General features: G+C 70.1%; 10 protein-coding genes. 4 read left to right on the top strand and 6 right to left on the bottom strand.

What is annotated here, in order from left to right; translation table 11 throughout:
- Positions 1-61: 61 nt before the first annotated feature.
- From ABD899_RS14370 to ABD899_RS14355, 4 genes are all read right to left on the bottom strand, one after another.
- Positions 62-1,402 carry a threonine/serine exporter family protein gene (locus tag ABD899_RS14370; RefSeq protein WP_345207203.1) on the bottom strand — a complete coding sequence of 447 codons (1,341 nt, stop codon included), beginning with the start codon at positions 1,400-1,402 and terminating at the stop codon, positions 62-64.
- A gap of 20 nt (positions 1,403-1,422) precedes the next feature.
- Positions 1,423-2,949, bottom strand: coding sequence for an MFS transporter (locus tag ABD899_RS14365; RefSeq protein WP_345207201.1), 1,527 nt, complete (start codon positions 2,947-2,949; stop codon positions 1,423-1,425).
- Between the two features lie 2 nt (positions 2,950-2,951).
- A complete protein-coding gene (locus ABD899_RS14360; RefSeq protein ID WP_345207199.1) occupies positions 2,952-3,998 on the bottom strand; it encodes a peptidoglycan-binding domain-containing protein in 1,047 nt (348 codons plus the stop codon).
- Positions 3,999-4,216: 218 nt separating this feature from the next.
- A complete protein-coding gene (locus ABD899_RS14355; RefSeq protein WP_345207197.1) occupies positions 4,217-4,687 on the bottom strand; it encodes an aromatic ring-opening dioxygenase LigA in 471 nt (156 codons plus the stop codon).
- Positions 4,688-5,007: 320 nt separating this feature from the next.
- Here ABD899_RS14355 and ABD899_RS18980 point away from each other — a divergent pair, with 320 nt between their 5' ends.
- The 3 genes from ABD899_RS18980 to mobF all read left to right on the top strand — a co-directional run bounded on the left by ABD899_RS18980 (position 5,008) and on the right by mobF (position 10,526).
- The gene (locus tag ABD899_RS18980; protein WP_425474979.1) at positions 5,008-5,202 is read left to right on the top strand and encodes an asparaginase domain-containing protein; all 195 of its coding nucleotides are present in this window, start codon (positions 5,008-5,010) and stop codon (positions 5,200-5,202) included.
- A 484-nt stretch (positions 5,203-5,686) separates the two neighbouring features.
- A complete protein-coding gene (locus ABD899_RS14350; RefSeq protein ID WP_345207228.1) occupies positions 5,687-6,139 on the top strand; it encodes a DUF6069 family protein in 453 nt (150 codons plus the stop codon).
- Between the two features lie 394 nt (positions 6,140-6,533).
- Complete coding sequence (gene mobF, locus ABD899_RS14345) at positions 6,534-10,526, top strand: MobF family relaxase (RefSeq protein ID WP_345207195.1); 3,993 nt, start codon at positions 6,534-6,536, stop codon at positions 10,524-10,526.
- Between the two features lie 687 nt (positions 10,527-11,213).
- Here the strand turns inward: mobF and ABD899_RS14335 are convergent.
- Positions 11,214-13,988, bottom strand: a complete 2,775-nt coding sequence (locus tag ABD899_RS14335) for a cation-translocating P-type ATPase (protein ID WP_345207226.1) — start codon at positions 13,986-13,988, stop codon at positions 11,214-11,216.
- Positions 13,989-14,163: 175 nt separating this feature from the next.
- Positions 14,164-16,563 (bottom strand): phosphoketolase family protein, encoded by a 2,400-nt coding sequence (locus ABD899_RS14330; RefSeq protein ID WP_345207191.1) that lies wholly within the window; start codon positions 16,561-16,563, stop codon positions 14,164-14,166.
- 690 nt (positions 16,564-17,253) lie between these two features.
- Here ABD899_RS14330 and ABD899_RS14325 point away from each other — a divergent pair.
- The gene (locus ABD899_RS14325; RefSeq protein ID WP_345207189.1) at positions 17,254-17,805 is read left to right on the top strand and encodes a hypothetical protein; all 552 of its coding nucleotides are present in this window, start codon (positions 17,254-17,256) and stop codon (positions 17,803-17,805) included.
- Positions 17,806-17,923: the final 118 nt, after the last annotated feature.

The following is a 17,923-nucleotide window of genomic DNA, read 5'->3' as shown; positions in this document are numbered from 1 at the left end:
ACACCGTAACCGTCGCGGTGCGGCTGCCGGCTCGCCCGCTGCGGATGAGTGCCCGCAGGGGCTACTCGGCAGCGTCGGTGGGGGCATCGGCGCTGGCGATGTCCGGCCTGCGCGCGTGTCGGAAGGGGCCGACCAGGTGCGGTCCTGAGAGCCGGGTCTCCAGGCGTCGGGCTTCTCGCTTGAGCGGGCGCGCGATGTACTGCCCGAGGGTCACCCCGGCCGCCAGAGCCAGGGCGGTCGCGAAGGCGGTGGCCAGCTGGAGCACGCCGTCCTGTCCGGTGGCCAACAGCGCAAGTCCTCGGTAGATGTCCAGGCCCGGGAGGAGCGGAACGATCGCGGGGACGACCACGACGAGTGGGGGCACCCGGAAACGGCCGGAGACCACGTAGCAGATGGCCCCGATGGTGAGCGCTGCGGCCGCAGCTCCCCAGGTGCGGCCGAGTTTCGCCTCGTCCACCAGCAACAGGACCGCCTGACCGACCCCGGCGACCAGGGCGACGGCCACCAGCGCCCGCAGCGGCGCGAAGGAGGCGAAGGCGAATCCGGCTGCGGCCAGCGCCGCCCCAACGACCGTGACCCCTGCCGCGGCCAGTCCGACGGCGCCGGGGGTGAACGAGCCGAGTTCGACGGTCAGCAGGCTGCCGAGGGTGAGCCCGGCGCCGACTCCGGCGATGATGCCGGTGGTGTTGAGCAGCGCGTCGAGCAGGCGGGCCGTGGCCGTGACCGGGAAGCCGGTCAGGGCGTCCTGGGTCGCCCCCGTGATGCCGACCCCGGCGAGCAGCATGACGATCCCGGCCGTGACGACCCGCGAGGGGTTGACCTCGAGTCTCGTCGCGGCCGCGATCACCGCGATCAGGGTGGCCACGAACCCCCCAGCGGCCTGCTGGTAGAACGGTGGGATGCGCCACATGGGCAGCAGGACCTGCGTCCGGTCGATGGCCACGGCTGCCAGAAACGCCAAGAGGCAGACCACTGCGTTGCCGCCCAGGGTCAGGGCGATGCCGGTGCCCATCACGCCCCACCCGAGGGTCACCGCCCAGGGCTGCCTGGTGCGTCCGGTGGACAAGATGCGCGCGACCTCGTCGCGAGCCTGGTCGCGGGTGAGGGACCCTGCGACGAGCTCGCGCACCACGCGGTCGACCGCGATCAGCTCGGCATAGTCGGGGTGTCGCCGCGCGACTCTGCGAACCTGGATGACGACGGGCTCCTCGACGTTCGGCTGGTGCCGCAGCGTCAGGTCGATGAACGTCACGTCCCCCGAGACGTTGTGCACGCCGCAGGCGTGGGTCACCGCGAGCATCCCCGAGGTCACGTCGGCTGCGGACGCGCCGGACGCCAGCAGCATCTCGCCGATCCGCAGAGCCAGGTCGAGCGAAGTGTGGACCTCGCGCCGCTCACTCATGTCTGCTCACTCATGTCTGCTCATTCAGGGCCGGCACCCGCTGCCGCCCGCGCCGTTGCCGACGTGGGCAGCGTGTGGGTGTGCGCGGCGGCGGAAGCGGCCGAGTCGTCCAGGGTGCCGGTCGCCGCGGGGTGGCGACCCATGACGACGGCCATGACGACACCCGCCACGCTGAAGGCCGCCATCACCCAGGCCGCGGTCCCCAGTCCGGCCGCGAGGGCGTCGGCCGTCGACTCCCCTTGCGCGGTGCGGTCCGCGATCACGGCGCCGTAGATCGTCGCGGCCAGCGCGGTGGCGACCGCCGCGCCGACGTAGCGGGCCATGTTGGAGACACCGGATGCCGACCCGACCTGCTCCGCGGGCACGCACGCCGTGGACGCCGACGAGGACGGGCCGTTGCTCAGCCCCATCCCGACGGCGATCGCGATGAGTGGCAGGACGAACGCGCCGTACGTCCAGGACGACTCCACGAGACCCACGGCGGCGAAGCCGATCGCCGTGATGAGGAAGCCGATGCCGATCACCTGGCGGCCGCCGAGCCTCTTGGCCAGGCGCGGCACGAGTGGTGCCACCGCGACCAGCCCGACGGTGGCGGGCAGGGTGGCCAGCCCGGCCTGCAGGGGCGAGAACCCGAGGGTGGCAGGGTCCTGGAAGTAGAGGCTGACCAGGTACATCAGGCCGTTGATGGTCCCGGCCCCGATGAGGATGGCAACGGTCGAGCCGACCAGGACCCGGTTGCGCAGCAGGCCGAGGTCGAGCATGGGCACGGCCACGCGCTTCTCCACCACGACGAACGCGAACCCGGCGGCGACCCCGACGGCGAGGCACCCGATCGTGGCGGGCGACACCCAGCCCCACGCACTGCCCTTGCTCAGCGCGAGGATCACCGGGCCGAGGGTCAGTGCGATCAACCCCGAACCGGCGAAGTCGATGGACCTCGAACGGTTCTCGTCCTTGGACTCCGACACCGTCTTCCACGTCAGGACCATGCAGGCGAGCGCGACCAGGGCGCCGACCCAGAACAGTCCCTGCCATCCCGTCACCTCGACGAGGACGCCGCCGAGGAGCGGACCCGCGGCGGCACCCACGGCGGCAGCGGCACCCCACAGGGACACCGCGCGAAGCTGCTCCTGCCCGCTGTTGGCCACCGACAGCAGGCTGAGGCCACAGGCCAGGATCGTGGCCCCTGCGGCGCCTTGGACGAACCGGCCGGCGATGACTGCCTCCCCGGAGGACGACAGCCCGATGAACACGCACGACACGACGAACAGCAGCAGGCCCAGCTGGAAGACCCGTTTGCGGCCGAAGACGTCGCCGAGGGAGCCCGACGTGACGATGACCGCGGCCCCCACGAGCGAGTAGCCGGTGACCGCCCACTGCAGGGTCGTGACGTCCATGCCCGTGTCGGCGCTGATCGCGGGCAGCAGGATACTCACCGCCGACGTGTTGGCGTTGACGATGAGGGTGGACAGGCAGGTCGCCGCGAGGACACCGCGTGCCGACGCAGTCGCCGGTCCAACCTGCTCAGCAGTCGGGTCCGGCGCCATGGTCAGCTCGTCGCCGACGGCTGCGGGCTGCCCGTCGGACTGGGAGTCGGGATGGGCGAGGGCGTGGCACCCAGCTCGGCGATGGCCTTCTCGAGTGCCGCGATCGTGGCTGCGTCGACGGTTCCGGTGACCTTGACCCCGAGGTCCTTCTGCAACGACTCGAGCGCGGCCGTGAGCTCTTCGGTCCACTGCCCGTCGACCGGGCCGTCCCAGTAGCCCGCGAGCTTCAGGGTCTGCTGCACGGCTGCCGTCGACGCCGTCTCCTCCTGGGCGGCGGCTCCGCCCTTGGCCGCGAGCTCGGAGCGCAGCGCCTGCTCGGTCGCCTTGTCGAGCGTGCCGGTCTGTGGGAGTCCGTTGGCCTTCTGCAGGGCCTGCACGGCCGCTACCGTCGCCGGTCCGTAGACCCCGTCGACCTTCCCCTCGTAGTAGCCGGCGTCAGCCAACGCCTGCTGGAGGGTCTTGGTGTACGAGCTCACGGCCGTGGCCGCCTTGTCCTGCTGGGCGTCACTGAGGCACCCACTGTCCCCGATGAGCTGGAGCCAGGCCATCTCCAGGGCGACGGCCGCGGCGTTGAACTGCTCGGACGCCTGCGCCAGTGGCGTCTGGTCGGTGATCCCTGCCTGGGCGGCCGCGAGCTCGGCCTCGGCCTCCTGCACACGCGTGACACTCGCCGGCGTCGGCGTGGGACTGGGGGCCTCACTCGACGGCACGGCCGAGGGGGTCGTGCCCGCAGCCGAGGCCTGCGCCGCCGCCAGCTCGGCCTGCGCCTCCGCCAACTCCTGCTCGGCAGCCGTCAGCGCCTCCCGGCTCTCGACCACCTCCGATGCTGCCTCCAGCGCGTCCTTGCCCGGCTCCTCGAGGTCACTGCCCGCATCCGTGACGTCACCGACGGTCGGTGCCGTCGCGTTGAGGACGTCGCCGTACCGGTCGATGGCCGTGACGTACGTCGTGCTCGCCGAGCAGAACTCCGCCGCTGCAGCCGTCGCGGCCGTTTCGGCCTCGGTGACCGCCTTCTCCTTGGCGGTCACCTTGGCCTGCGCGGCGCTCACGCCGTCCGGGCTGTCGCCGCTGCATCCGGCCAGGGCCACGAGCAGGAGTCCGGCGACAGCAACTGCGATAGGTCGGCGGCGGGGGTGGAGGCGGGTGACAATGCGGACCCTTCCTGCCCGTGGGCGCAGCGGTGCGCAACACCCTGCCGCAGGGACTGGGACCTCACGTCGGCGCACGCTGGTGCCGACACGTCTCACGGAGGTGGGAATGTCCGACGTCACGACGCGCCGGGACCGGTCTGCGTCGGCGTCACCACGGCGCTGGTGACGTCTGCAGCGCTCTCCCGGTCGCGCAGCGCCCACCCGATGAGGACAAGCAGGATGCCGAGCACGGTCGCCAGTGCTGCGACACCGAACGCGACGACCGAGGTGAAGAGCGAGGCCCGCAGGAACGACGCCTGCATCGCGGTCTCGCGGGCGGGGTCATCGCGCTCGAGCTCTGCGTAGGTCTTGCCCCCCGTCGCCTCGAGCGCGTGCTGGTTGATGACCTGGGCCTCGGCATACGCGGCGAACGGCCCTGTGACGTCGCTGCCCGCGAGGAACGCGGCGTCCTCGGAGACCGTGATGTTCTCCGCGGCGAGCTGGTCGGCCACGACGAACCACGTGACGACTCCCGCGACGGCGAAGATCACCCCCGCCACCATGACGACCAGCCCGATGGTTCCCGCCCTGTTCGACCTGCGTGCCATGACCTCGCCCTTTCAGTGCCGGATGCCGCTCTCCCCGAGTCTGACGGCGGGCCCACGCGCGGGGGTCACCCGGACGGGGTGAACGACTTCCAGCCGTTACGTCAGGCCCCGGCGACATCATCGTTCCCGGCGCGACGTCACCCATCGGCCGCGTCGCAGACGCCCCCCTCTTCGGCCGGCAGAGGAGCGCCACGGTCTTGCTTGGCGGACTCGGCCGCGGCACTCGCCGCACACTCGGACCTCACAAGGTCCAGCACGCCATACGCCCGCAGACAAACACACCGTAAGGCGGTCCGCCTGATCCGGAAGGAGGAACACCAGTGCACGGCGCGGACACGATGGCAAACACGGCATCCGCCCTCAGCTTCCTCCTCGAGGGCATCGACATCCCCATCGTGCTAACGGGAGCGCGGGGCCGGTCACCGAGCTGCGATCGGAGGCAGGGAGAACCTGGTGGCCACCCTCGCGATCGCTGCCGGGCGCCTGCGCGGCGACACCCTCGTGCCGGAGTTTGACGCTCTGCTTCGGCGACGTCGTCATCACGGGCAAATGAGCCACGAAGGTACACGCGGACAGCTACCGGGGTTTCCGATGTGCATCATGGCGCCTCGCGGGGTGTGCCGCCGTTCTTCGGGCGCCGCAGGGAATCGCTGTCACGATGACCAGCAGTTGGCGGGTGCGACGTCGTGTCCCCCGAAACCGGCCTCACCGGGTGACCTTCCCGTGTCGAGAACGGCCCAGAGTGCACCGCTGATCGACCGCGGGTCGTCCGAAGCGACGGTCATCAGCTGATCGGCCCACCGATCACTGACCCTGCGTACGGGTGCCGCTGTCGTGGCCTGGACGGCATACTGGCTGTTCGAGCTCTCGCCCGAGGGATCCCTCAGCGACGATGAGGAGCACGCGTAGGCCGCCACGGCGAGAGGCAGCCACGCACCATCGCTCATCAAGTCGTTCAGCCCGCGGATATGAGTGCACAACTGTGAGGACGTGGCGACCATGGTGGAGCAGGGCGAAGTCGTTCTGGACTGGAAGCGGCTTTGGGCTGGCGGCTTGGCTACCGCAGGCGTTGCAGCACTCATCGCATGGCTGGGAACCCTGATTTGTCGCGCCCTGCTGGACGTAGAAGTCGCCGCTTCGGCGGCGGTCCTCGACGTGACCGACACCTTCGTGGGGAACTACGCCCTCACTGCAGCCCTATTTGCCCTCGTCGCGACCGGACTGGCACACGTCCTGACCCTGACCACGCCGACCCCACGTGCGTTCTTCTCCTGGATTGTGGGCCTCCTGACGGCCGCAGCGGTCGTCATGCCGTTCACCCGAGGCGACGACCTCGCGGTTCAGGTGTGCGCCGCCGTCATCAACCTGCTCATCGGTGCAGCCATCGGATCTCTGCTCGCCACCGTCCTTTCGCGCACGGTATTCGATCGCGAACGTTCCTGGCAAAGGTGACTCAACCCGGCACCTGGCGAAGCAGCGGCGCGGCCCGACTTGCGCAAGTACTAGAACCCGACTCGGCCTGATCCACCAACGGGGATCGGGGCTGAGCGCACGCGACCCGTCACCGACGCCTCCCTTTGGCCATTCGCCGCCGCGGGGCCGACTGAAGGCAGGCTGACCCGGCCCGCGCACCTCGATTCCCCCGAGGACGCGCTGCACCACCACGTCGCTCACCTCGGCCGCGCGACCTCGACACCCCCGAGAAAGCTCCTCCCCGACGCCGCGATCTGGCCAGCAGAACCCCCAAACGAAATGCTCGTCGACTGCACACCCGGTGCATTGTCGGTAACGATTCGGTAACTAGTGGCCCCAACGACCCCTCCCGATGGCGTAGGGAAGTATGGCCATGTCTTTGCACAAGCTCACCGCCGGGACCGGCTACACGTACCTGACGCGGCAGGTGGCCGCTCACGACCGCGCCGGCAGGCCCCGCACCACGCTGGCGACCTACTACTCCGAGCGGGGTGAAACTCCGGGGCGGTGGGTGGGGTCCGGGATGGCCGGGATCGACGGCCTGGCGGTCGGGGACGAGGTCACCGCGCAGCAGATGCGGCTGCTGTTCGGGTTCGGGCTGCACCCCCTGGCCGAGCTGCGCGAGGAGTCCCTGGCGGGGCCCGGCCTGACCGAGAGGGACAACCGTGCCGCGCGACGGCTGGGGGTGCCGTACAAGGTCTACACGTCCGGGGCGACGGCGTTCCAGGTGCAGGTCGCGAAGCGCATCGAGGACCACGCGGCCTCCCTGGGGCACCCCCGCGACTACCCCGTCGCTGCTGCCGATCGGGCCCGGATCCGCTCCCAGGTCGCCGCCGAGTTCTTCCGTGCCGAGCACGGCCGCGACCCCCGGGATGCCCGGGAGCTGTCCGGGGCGGTCGCGAGGCTGTCAAGGCCGCGCACGAGCGCGGTGGGCGGGTTCGACCTGACGTTCTCCCCGGTGAAGTCGGTCAGCACGTTGTGGGCGATCGCCCCACCGGAGGTCGCGGCGCAGATCGAGATCGCCCACCACGACGCCGTCACCGACGCGTTGGCCTTCATCGACAAGCACGCCCTGTACACCCGTGAGGGCACCAACGGGGTGCGTCAGGTGGACGTGACCGGGCTGGTCGCGGCCGCGTTCACCCACCGCGACTCCCGCGCCGGGGACCCCGACCTGCACACCCACGTCGCGGTCGCGAACAAAGTGCAAACCTTGTCCGGGAAGTGGCTGGCCATCGACGGGCGGATCCTGTTCAAGGCCAAGGTCACCGCGTCAGAGACCTACAACACCGCCCTGGAGAAGCACCTGCGCACCCGGCTCGGACTGACCTTCGCGCAGCGGCCCGGCACCGAACCCGGGAAACGCCCGATCCGTGAGGTCGTCGGGGTCGACCCTGCCCTGAACCAGCGCTGGTCCACCCGCCGCGCCGCGATCCAGGCCCGCCGCGGCGAGCTGGCCACCACCTTCCAGAGCGACCACGGCCGCCCACCCAGCGTGGTCGAGGCCATCCAGCTCGCCCAACAGGCCACCCTGGAGACCCGAGAGGCCAAACACGAACCCCGCACCCTGAGCGAGCAACGCGCCGCCTGGCGCGAGCAGGCGGAAGAGGTCCTTGGCGGCCCCCACGGGGTCACCGACATGATCACGTCGGCCCTGTCCGCCGCGCGAGGCCACGCAGCGCCCGCTGCCACGGTCGATGCAGCATGGGTGCGGGACACCGCCACGCGTGTCCGCGACGAGATCGCGGCCCGCTGCTCCACCTGGCAGGTCTGGCACGTACGCGGCGAAGCCCACCGTCAGGTCCGCGCCGCGAACCTGCCCGCCGCCCAGGTCGAGCAGGTCGTGGACCTGGTCACCGACCACACCCTGACCATTGCCTCCGTGCGTCTGACCCCCCGTGGGGACGGCGTTGAGGAACCGCCGGAGCTGCGTCGCCAGGATGGGTCCAGCGTGTACGAGATCGCCGGATCCGCGGTCTACACCAGCCAGGACATCCTCGCCGCGGAGCAGCGGCTCGTGCACACCGCCGGCCTCGCCGACGGACACCGCGCCAGCCCGGACGCGGTCGACCTGGCCCTGCTCGAGCAGGCCGCCAACGGGAGCACCCTCAACCCCGGACAAACCGCCCTCGTCACCGGCATGGCCACCTCCGGTCACCGGCTCCAGCTCGCCATCGCCCCCGCCGGGACCGGGAAGACCACCGCCATGCGGGCGCTGGCCGCGTCGTGGGTCGAGGACGGCGGCACCGTCCTCGGGCTCGCACCCTCCGCCGCCGCCGCAGCCGTCCTGCGCGAGCAGACCGGCGCCACCACCGACACCCTCGCCAAGCTCACCTGGTCCCTCGCCCACGACGACCTCCCCGACTGGGCTCAAGCAGTGGGGCCACGCACGTTGGTGGTCATCGACGAGGCCGGGATGGCCGACACCCTCACCCTGGACACCGCCGTCCAGTTCGTCACCGCCCGCGGCGGGCAGGTCCGCCTCATCGGCGACACCCAACAACTCGCCGCGATCGGCGCCGGCGGCGTCCTACGCGACATCGCCGCTACCCACGGCGCCCTGCACCTTCACGAGCTGATGCGGTTCACCGACCCCGTCGAAGGCACCGCCTCCCTCGCCCTGCGCGAAGGGCGCACCGAAGCGCTCGGGTTCTACCTCGACCACGACCGGGTCCACGTCGGCGACCTCGCCACCATCACCACAAACGTGTTCACCGCCTGGGCCACCGACCGTCAACAAGGCCTCGACGCGCTGATGCTCGCCCCCACCCGCGACCTCGTCTCACAGCTCAACAGCCAAGCGCAAGACCACCGCCTCGCCGGGAGAGATCCCGGGCCAGGGGCGCCCCTGGCAGACGGCAACACGGCGTATGGCGGTGACACCATCGTCACCCGATCCAACGACCGCCGGCTCCGGCTGGGTGTGAACGACTGTGTCAAGAACGGCGACCGGTGGACCGTCCAGAACGTCCACCACGACGGGTCCCTCTCCGTGCACCACCAACGCGCTGGCAAGTCGGTGACCCTCCCCGCCGACTACGTGCGCGGATCAACCGAGCTCGGGTACGCGAGTACCATCCACGGCGCCCAGGGCATCTCCGTGGACACCGTCCACGGACTGGCCACCGGCGAGGAGACCCGCCAGCAGCTTTACACGATGCTGACCCGCGGCTCCGCCGCCAACCACCTCTACCTCCAGGTCGTCGGCGACGGCGACCCGCACGCGATCCTGCAGCCGGACAACGTTCACCCGCGAACCGCGACCGACATCCTCGAAGGCATCCTGGCCCGCGACGACGCACCCGTCTCGGCCACCACCACCGCCCGTACTCAGGCCTCCCCCACGCTGCGGCTCGGCGCCGCGACCGCCCGCTACCTCGACGCCATCCACGTCGCCGCCGAACACCACCTCGGCACCACCGCCCTCGCCCACATCGAGACCGGCGCCGACCGACTCCTGCCGAACATCGCCGACGACCCCGCCTGGCCAACCCTGCGCGCCCACCTCATCCTGCTCGCCGCCGACGGCGCCGACCCGCTGATGGCCATCAAGGCCGCGGCCAGCGCCCGAGAGCTGGACACCGCCGACGACCGCGCCGCCGTGCTCGACTGGCGCCTGCCCGACCCCAACACGGCGGATACGGGACCACTCCCCTGGCTCCCCGGCATACCCGAGCCCCTCCAGAGCGACCCGCACTGGGGCACGTACCTGACCGCCCGGTCCGACCTGGTCACCACCCTCGCCGCCCAGGTACGCCAGCAAGCCACCGACACGCCGAACACTCCGACCTGGTGGGCCCCGGGTCGATCACTGCCCGACCCCAACCTGCTCGGAGATCTCGCTGTCTGGCGAGCCGCCAACGCCGTCCCGAACAGTGACCACCGACCCACCGGCCCGACACAACCCGCCAAAGCCCAGCACCTTTGGCAGCACGAGCTCGACACCCGCCTCCGCAGCAGAGGCACCGCCACCGTCGCAGACTGGACCAGGCTCATCCACACCCTGGTCCCCGCCACCCGGCGCGACGACTACACCCCGCACCTGGCCGAACACCTCGCCGAGCTCTCCGCGACCGGCGTCGACGCACATGCTTTGATCCACACCGCCACCAATCCCGGGGTGCCCCTGCCCGACGACCACGCCGCATCAGCCCTCTGGTGGCGCATCCAACGCCACCTGCCCGACCCAACGGACCCTGACGCGCCCGAGCCGCCCACCTGGTCGGTACCTCAGGCGCCAGCGACGGTCCCGGAGCCGGACGCCCGCCTCGAGGACAGCCGCGACCCACACGACCGCGCCACCCAGGCCCGGCGCAACAGCCCGGTCCACCGTCCCCAACCCCGAGGACCGGGCATGTCGCGATGACCCACCACACGCTCGCTTCGTCCTCTGACTGCGCAAGTCGTGGACCAGCGGATCTCCCGACACGTGTCCACAGACGCCACTCAGCGGGCTTTAGGACTGCAGGAGGTAGACATGACCACGAAAGTCCACCGAGAGTTCGAGTCCCTGTCCTCAGCCGCACAGCGCACCGGGCTGAGCATCCGCACCCTACGCAGAAGAGTCGCGCATGGGGACCTGCCCGCCTACCGCAGCGGTCCCCGGGTCATCAGGGTCGACCCGGACGACGTCGACCGCATGATGGTGCGCATACCGACCGTCTGGCACTGATGCCGACTCGTCATACGATCGGCGTGCGGAGACGCCTGGATGACGTTGCCCTACGGCACCGAGGCGGTGCGACCGACCCTTCCCTAGCCTCGGAACTCGCACCCGACGGCACGCCCAGTTGGTGCCTGCTCCATGGGATTTGTCAACCGCACCTGCCACCAGGACGATGTCGGTCATGGCGGCACTGCAGCTCGCGGGGGTCAAGTCGTGGGATGTCGTGATCCTTAGCGGCGCCGGGATGGCACGGCCTTGGACCACGCCGCCACGCGCCGCTCCTGAGGAAGCGAGAAGCATCTGGGCGTCCCAGAGTCCTTCCGCGCTCGAACGACAGCAGGCGCACCTACGGGACGTGAACGCAAGGGACGCCCACGTCCAGGTCGGTCACAGCGCGGGGGTAGGAGCACGCCTGTGCCGCACCACGACCCGGATCTCGGAGGCGATCAGGACGGGCAGCGCCGCCCCGAGGCAGACGAGCCACTGCCCGGTGTCGAGGGCGACCGTCTCGAGGAAGGCCTGCAGGGGTGCGAGCACGGTCGTCAAGACAAGGACCGTCACCGAGGCGGCGGTGGACCGGACCAACGTCTTGTCGGCCAGCGTGTCGAGGGTGAACACTGTGCGGGACTCATCCCTCGTGGCCAGGGAGAACAGCAGACTGGCCAGCGAGAAGGTGACCACGCCCATGGTCAGGGCCACCGGACGGTCGAAGGCTTGCTCTGCCCAGCTGATGACGGCGAGCGTGGCGACGCCCATGATCAGGCCGATGCTCACGAGCCACATCATGGTGGGCCGCGGAAGGATCGGTTCCTCGGGATCGCGCGGTCGGCGCTCCATCAGCCCGGCACCCGGCTCGCCGTAACCCAGACCGACCGCCTGGAAGAGCATGGTGGTGAAGTTGATCCACAGGGTCTGCAGCGGCAGGAACGGGATCCCACCGGCGAGGTTGAAGATGGCCGCGCCCAGGAAGGACACGATGAAGCCGAAGAGGCAGCCCATCTGGAAGCGAACGTACTTGACCAGGTTGTCGTAGAGCCCCCTTCCCAGTTCCACCGCCTTGACGATCGTGGAGAAGTTGTCATCGGTCAGCACCATGACCGCGGCGTCCTTGGCGACCTCGGTGCCGGTGATCCCCATGGCGATGCCGATGTCCGCCCTCTTCAGCGCTGGCGCGTCGTTGACGCCGTCACCGGTCATCGCCACGATCTGACCCTGCCGTTTGAGCAGGTCGACGAGACGCACTTTGTCCTCGGGGGTGACCCGGGCGATGACCCCGACGTCGTCGATCCGCGCGAGCACGGCGTCGTCGTCCAGGGCGCCGAACTCCGCCCCGGTCATGACGGTGCCGTCGATGCCCAGCTGGCGCGCGATCGCCCCGGCGGTCACCGCGTGGTCGCCGGTGATCATCCGCACCCTGATGCCGGCGGCTGTCGCGGTCTCGATGGAGGCGCGGGCGGTGGGCCGGGGCGGGTCGACGATCCCGACCAGTGCCATCAGTTCCAGGCCGTCCGCGACCAGCGCCAGCAGGTCGGCCGAGGGGTCGAAGTTCGCTGCGTCGAAGTCCTTCCGTGCCGTGGCCAGCACCCGCAGGCCGTCCGCCCCCATCCGGGTGTTCTCGTCGAGGTAACGCTCGCGGAAGGTGGCATCGGCGGGAACGGCGCCTGCGTCGGCGTCGTGCACCGTCGCTGCCCGCGCCAGCAGTTCGTCTGGGGCGCCCTTGACGTAGCAGCGCACCACCGGTGCACCCGCTTCGTCGGTCATCTCGTGGAACGTGGCCATGAGCTTGTAGGCGGCGTCGAACGGGAGAAGCGCCACACGAGGATAGGCCTGACGGGTCGAGACGGCGTCCACGCCACCCTTCGCGGCCAGTGCCACGAGCGCACCCTCGGTGGGGTCACCGATTAGGCCACCGTCGCCCAGGACGGCGTCGGATGCCAACACCATCGGCAGGAGGAAGGGATCCAAGGGGATCTCGCCCTGACCGCCGACGTGGGTGATACGGCCCTGTGTGGAGTACCCGGATCCTTCGATCGCGTAGCGCCGGCCGACCAAGGCCATCTGCACGGCAGTCATCTCGTTCAGGGTGAGGGTGCCGGTCTTGTCCGAGTTGATCGCCGAGGTGGATCCCAGGGTCTCCGTCGACTGGAGCCGCTTCATGATCGCGCCGACCTTGGCCAACGCCTGGGTGCCGTAGGCCAGGATCGTCGTGACGACCGCGGGCATGTTCTCGGGCAGGGCCCCGATGGCGAAGGCCACCGCCGCGTGGAAGATCGCCGTGAAGGTCTCCCCGCGGGCGAGGTTGATGACCACCGACACCAGGAGTGCCAGCCCGGCGATCAGGAAGATCTGCCGGGTGAGGTGGTCCAGCTGTCGGGTCAGCGGCGTCTTGGACTCGGTCGTCGACTGCAGCATCCCCGAGATGTGGCCGACCTCGGTGTTCATCCCGGTGGCGACGACCACGAACACGCCGGAGCCCCGCGTCACGTTGGTGTTCATGAACACCATGTCGTTCCGATCCCCCAATGGGGTGTCCACCTGGTCGACCGCGGCCGTCCCCTTTGACACGGGCAGGCTCTCACCGGTGAGTGCGGACTCGGCGACCTCCAACGTCGCCGCGTGGAGCAGCCGCCCGTCGGCCGGGACGATGTCGCCGGCTTCGATCGCGATGACGTCGCCGGGCACCAGCTCCTCTGCCGGTAACTGGGCCAGCTGCCCGTCACGGGTGACTCGAGCCTTGACGATCATCATCTTCTGCAGGGCTGCCACCGCTTCGGCGGCCTTGCCCTCCTGACGCAGGCCGAGCACCGCGTTGAACACGGTCAGTGAGAGGAGGAGGAGGCCCGTGCCCCACTCCTTCAGTGGGTAGAGACTGCCCACTCCGGCAACCAGGAGCACCACTTGCATCGGGTCGGCGTACTGCCGCAGGAACGCATGCAGCCGGGTCTCGGACTTCCCCGCGGTGAAGCGGTTCGGCCCGAACCGTGCGGACCGCTCCTCAGCCTCGCCCGACGTCAGGCCGCGCTGCGGGTCGACGTCGACGCGCTGGAGCACCTCCTCGACGGTGAGGGTGTGCCAGGCCGTCGAGTCGGGCGACGTGACGACGGCGGGGACCGGCGGAGTTGGTGGGGTCACGGGTTGTCCCTCCCTGGGAGCGCAAAGCATCGCCTGCAGCATGCTTTGTCGGCGAACCCTAGGGCACCACCCGACGCGGGTGGCCGGATGACGGGGCCCCGGCGACTGGGTGCCGGCTCCACACGACAAGGCACCGAAACCTCGAAGGTGTCGACAGGTCCCTCCATATGCACTCCGCGAGCCAACGGGACGTTCATCGTGGTACCTAGCCTTCGTTGAGGGTCCAGTCCCGGATATCTGGCATGTCCTCGAGGTGCTCCACCACGTAAGCCTCGTGCTCGGCCAGGCGCTGGTGGCACCAGGTCTTGAGCTCGGCCGCCCCGGCCGGCGTCCGGCGCGCGTTGTTGATGGCATCGATGACGAGGTGGAAGCGAGAAGCGCGGTTCAGTACGACCATGTCGAAGGGCGTCGTGGTGGTGCCTTCCTCGATGAAGCCACGTACCCTGAACCGGTCCGCATCGGGGCGCCCGTGGACGAGCTGGTGGATGGCTCCCGGGTAGCCGTGGAAGGCGAACACGACGTCAACGTGGTCCGTGAAGAGCTCCCGGAACAGCGTGTCCTCCATGCCGTGGGGGTGGTCCGTGGGACGTGGCAGCGCCATGAGGTCGACGACGTTGACCACACGCGTACGCAGCGCCGGCAGACGCTCCCGCAGGATCTGCGCGGCGGCGACGGTCTCCATCGTGACGACGTCACCGGCGCACGCCAGGACGATGTCCGGGTCGCTCTCGCCGTCGTCGGTCCCTGCCCATGTCCACACCCCGGCACCACGGGCACAGTGCTCGACCGCGTCGTCGATCGAGAGCCACTGCAGCTGGGGTTGCTTGTCGATGACCACGAGGTTGACGTACGAGCGTGATCGGAAGCAGTGGTCCGCCACTGACAGGAGGCAGTTCGCGTCCGGCGGGAAGTAGACCCGCCCGACATTGCCGCGTTGCGTGATGACGTTCTGGATCAACCCGGGTCCCTGGTGGCTGAACCCGTTGTGGTCGTTGCGCCACGCGGTTGAGGTCAGCAGGATGTTCAGGCTGGGGATCTTGGCCCGCCACGGCAGGTGCGCCGCCTCCTGGAGCCACTTGCCGTGCTGGATGGTCTGGGATGCGCTGACCATGGCGAACGCCTCGTAGGTGGCGAACCATCCGTGGCGCCCGGTGAGCGTGTAGCCCTCGAGCCAACCGTGGCAGTTGTGCTCCGAGAGCACTTCCATGACCCGGCCGTCGCGCGACAGTGAGACATCGTCGGGGGTTGTCCGTTCGGCGAACGCGCGGTCGGTGACCTCGAAGACGGCACCGAGCCGGTTGCTGTTGGTCTCGTCGGGGCAGAACAGCCGGAACCGGTCGTCGTTCGCGGCGTAGACGTCCCGCATCATCTCGCCCAGCTTGCGGGTGGACTCGGCTCGTGACGACCCGGGGGCCGTGACCGGCACGGCGTACGAGCGGAGGTCGGGAAGCTCCAGGTCTCGGGTGAGGAGGCCCCCGTTTGCGTGCGGGGTTGCACTCATCCGCAGGACTCCCTCGGGGTTCGCGCGTGCGACCACCTCCCGCGGGGCGCCGGTCTCGTCGAAGAGCTCCTCGGGGCGGTAGGACCGCATCCAGTCCTCGAGCAGCCCCAGGTGCGCCTCGTCTCCCTTCACCCCGGACAGGGGCACTTGATGGGCCCGCCACGTCCCCGCCACCTGTACACCGTCGACGACGTCGGGGCCGGTCCAGCCCTTGGGCGTGCGCAGCACGATGAGCGGCCATCGCGGGCGGGAACCGTCCCAGCTGCCGCTTCGGGCCTCGTCCTGGATGCGGCGGATGGCGGTCCACGCACGCGCAAGGGCGCCCGCAAAGCGGTAGTGCATGCCGGGCAGGTCCTCGCCCTCCACCTCCAGCACGTCGTAGCCGTGTCCTTCGAACAGCGCGCGGACCTCGGCGGGGTCCTTTCGCGCAAGCACCGTCGGGCCGGCGATCTTGGCGCCATTGAGGTGCAGGATGGGAAGTACGGCGCCGTCCCGCTCCGGGTTGAGGAACGAGATCCCCTTCCATGAGCCCTCCAGTGGGCCGGTCTCGGCCTCCCCGTCGCCCACCACCGCCAGTGCGAGCAGGTTCGGGTTGTCCATGACCGCCCCGAAGGCGTGCACCAGCACGTAGCCGAGTTCCCCGCCTTCGTGGATCGACCCCGGGGTCGGGACCGACACGTGGCTTGGGATGCCCCCGGGGGCCGAGAACTGCCGGAAGAGCCGCCGCATCCCGACCCCGTCCTGCGTCACCTGCGGGTAGGTCTCGGTGTAGCTGCCCTCCAGGTAGCCCGCCGCGACCAGGGCCGGGCCACCGTGCCCCGGACCGGCCAAATAGATGGCCTGCTGACTGGTCCGCTGGATCAGGCGGGAGGCGTGGACGTAGACGAAGGCGAGGCCGGGGCTGGTACCCCAGTGCCCCAACAGACGTGGCTTGATGTGGTCGGACGACAGCGGCTCGCGAAGGAGTGGGTTGTCCAGCAGATAGATCTGGCCAACGGTCAGGTAGTTGTTGGCACGCCACCAAGCGTCCATCACCGCCACCTCGTCGGACGTCGGCGTGGACAGGGTGTCCTCAAGATCTTGTGCTCCGCTGCTTGTCGTCACTGCCGCTCCGTTCGTCCGAGTCGTCCAGGGCCGGCCCGTCCCGGTTCCGACGACGTGTTCGGATGCTGGCAGCCGTCCAAGGGAAGGGGCTTCACCCACCCTGGGTGAGCGTGATCGAGGCTGTGCAGGCCCGCGACCTCGGGTGGGATGTGGTGCCGACCCACTAGGTCACAGGACTTCACCGCTGGCCGAGCCAGTCGGGGGCTCCCCGCGAGGGCGACCGCCGCGCCGCACATGCGACGCGGCTACACCCAGACCGGACTGAACCACCATGAGTCACTTCGACGGAGCATCAGGGACTGAGCGAGATGACGGTGAGGCCTACGGGGCCGGCCCACCCGTCGTGCCCCCCACCCGGTGCGGGTGATGCCCGACGCGGCGGGCGCACCCAGACTTTGACCTAGCCAGTGACCGCGACAGGAAGGCCCTGAGATGGACACTCACACCCCAGGCGAAGCTCGAGTGCGGGCGTCCATCCTTCCGGTGACCATCCTCGCCGTGCTGCTCCTCAGCGGCTGTGGAGGTGGTGGGGGCAACCTGCCGTCTCCGACCCGCACCCTGCCGTCAGCCTCCGTGACTGTTCCCGGCACCTCCCCGAGCAGCGAGGTACCCGAGACCGCCACACCCTCGCAGGCACCGTCCGAGACCCAGGAGCCCACGCCGACACCAACCCCCAGACCGACGAGGTCGGTGATCGTCACCCAGACAGTGCCGCAGACCCCCTCCGAGACCCCCACGCCGACGGAGAACGCAACACCCACGCCCACTGCCTCGGCGGCACCGACTGGGACCGACACCGCCGAGGGCGGGCTGCCCCCCTGGCTCTGGTGGCTGCTCGCCGTGGTCCTGACGGGACTGGTGGCGTACCTGATCCTCCGGGCGCGCCGACGCAGCGCCTGGGACGCCGAGGCAGCCGAGACGGAGGTGGACGTGCGCTGGCTGGCCCTGGAGCTGCTGCCACAGTTGCAGCAGTCGGGGACCCCCGATGCCCTCGCCGGCGGCTGGCACGTCAGCGCCGCCCGTGCCAGTGCCGTCGAGGACCGGCTGACCGGCCTCGAGACGTCGGCGCCGGACGAACTCCGCGCTACCCGGGCACGGCACCTGCGCGATGCCGTGCGCGCAGCACGCGCCGACGTCGAGTCCCAGATCTCGTCCGGGGACCAGGCGTCCACCCCTGTCGTCCTGGCAGCCTCCATCGCCCGGCTACAGGAACTGCTGAACCCCGCCCCACCGACCGGCTGACCCATCGCTCGCTCTGGAGGGGCACGGCCGAGCTCAGCGTCAGCGTTCTGTAGGTGACGAGCCGAGGTTACCCAGAACGCTTGAGCGCTGTGGGGTAGGTCCTCCGGGCTCGTCGGCA

Source organism: Fodinibacter luteus, assembly GCF_039541575.1.
GTDB lineage: Bacteria > Actinomycetota > Actinomycetes > Actinomycetales > Dermatophilaceae > Fodinibacter > Fodinibacter luteus.
Note: the sequence above shows the minus strand (reverse complement) of the source record. Positions and strands in the feature narration are given on the sequence as shown.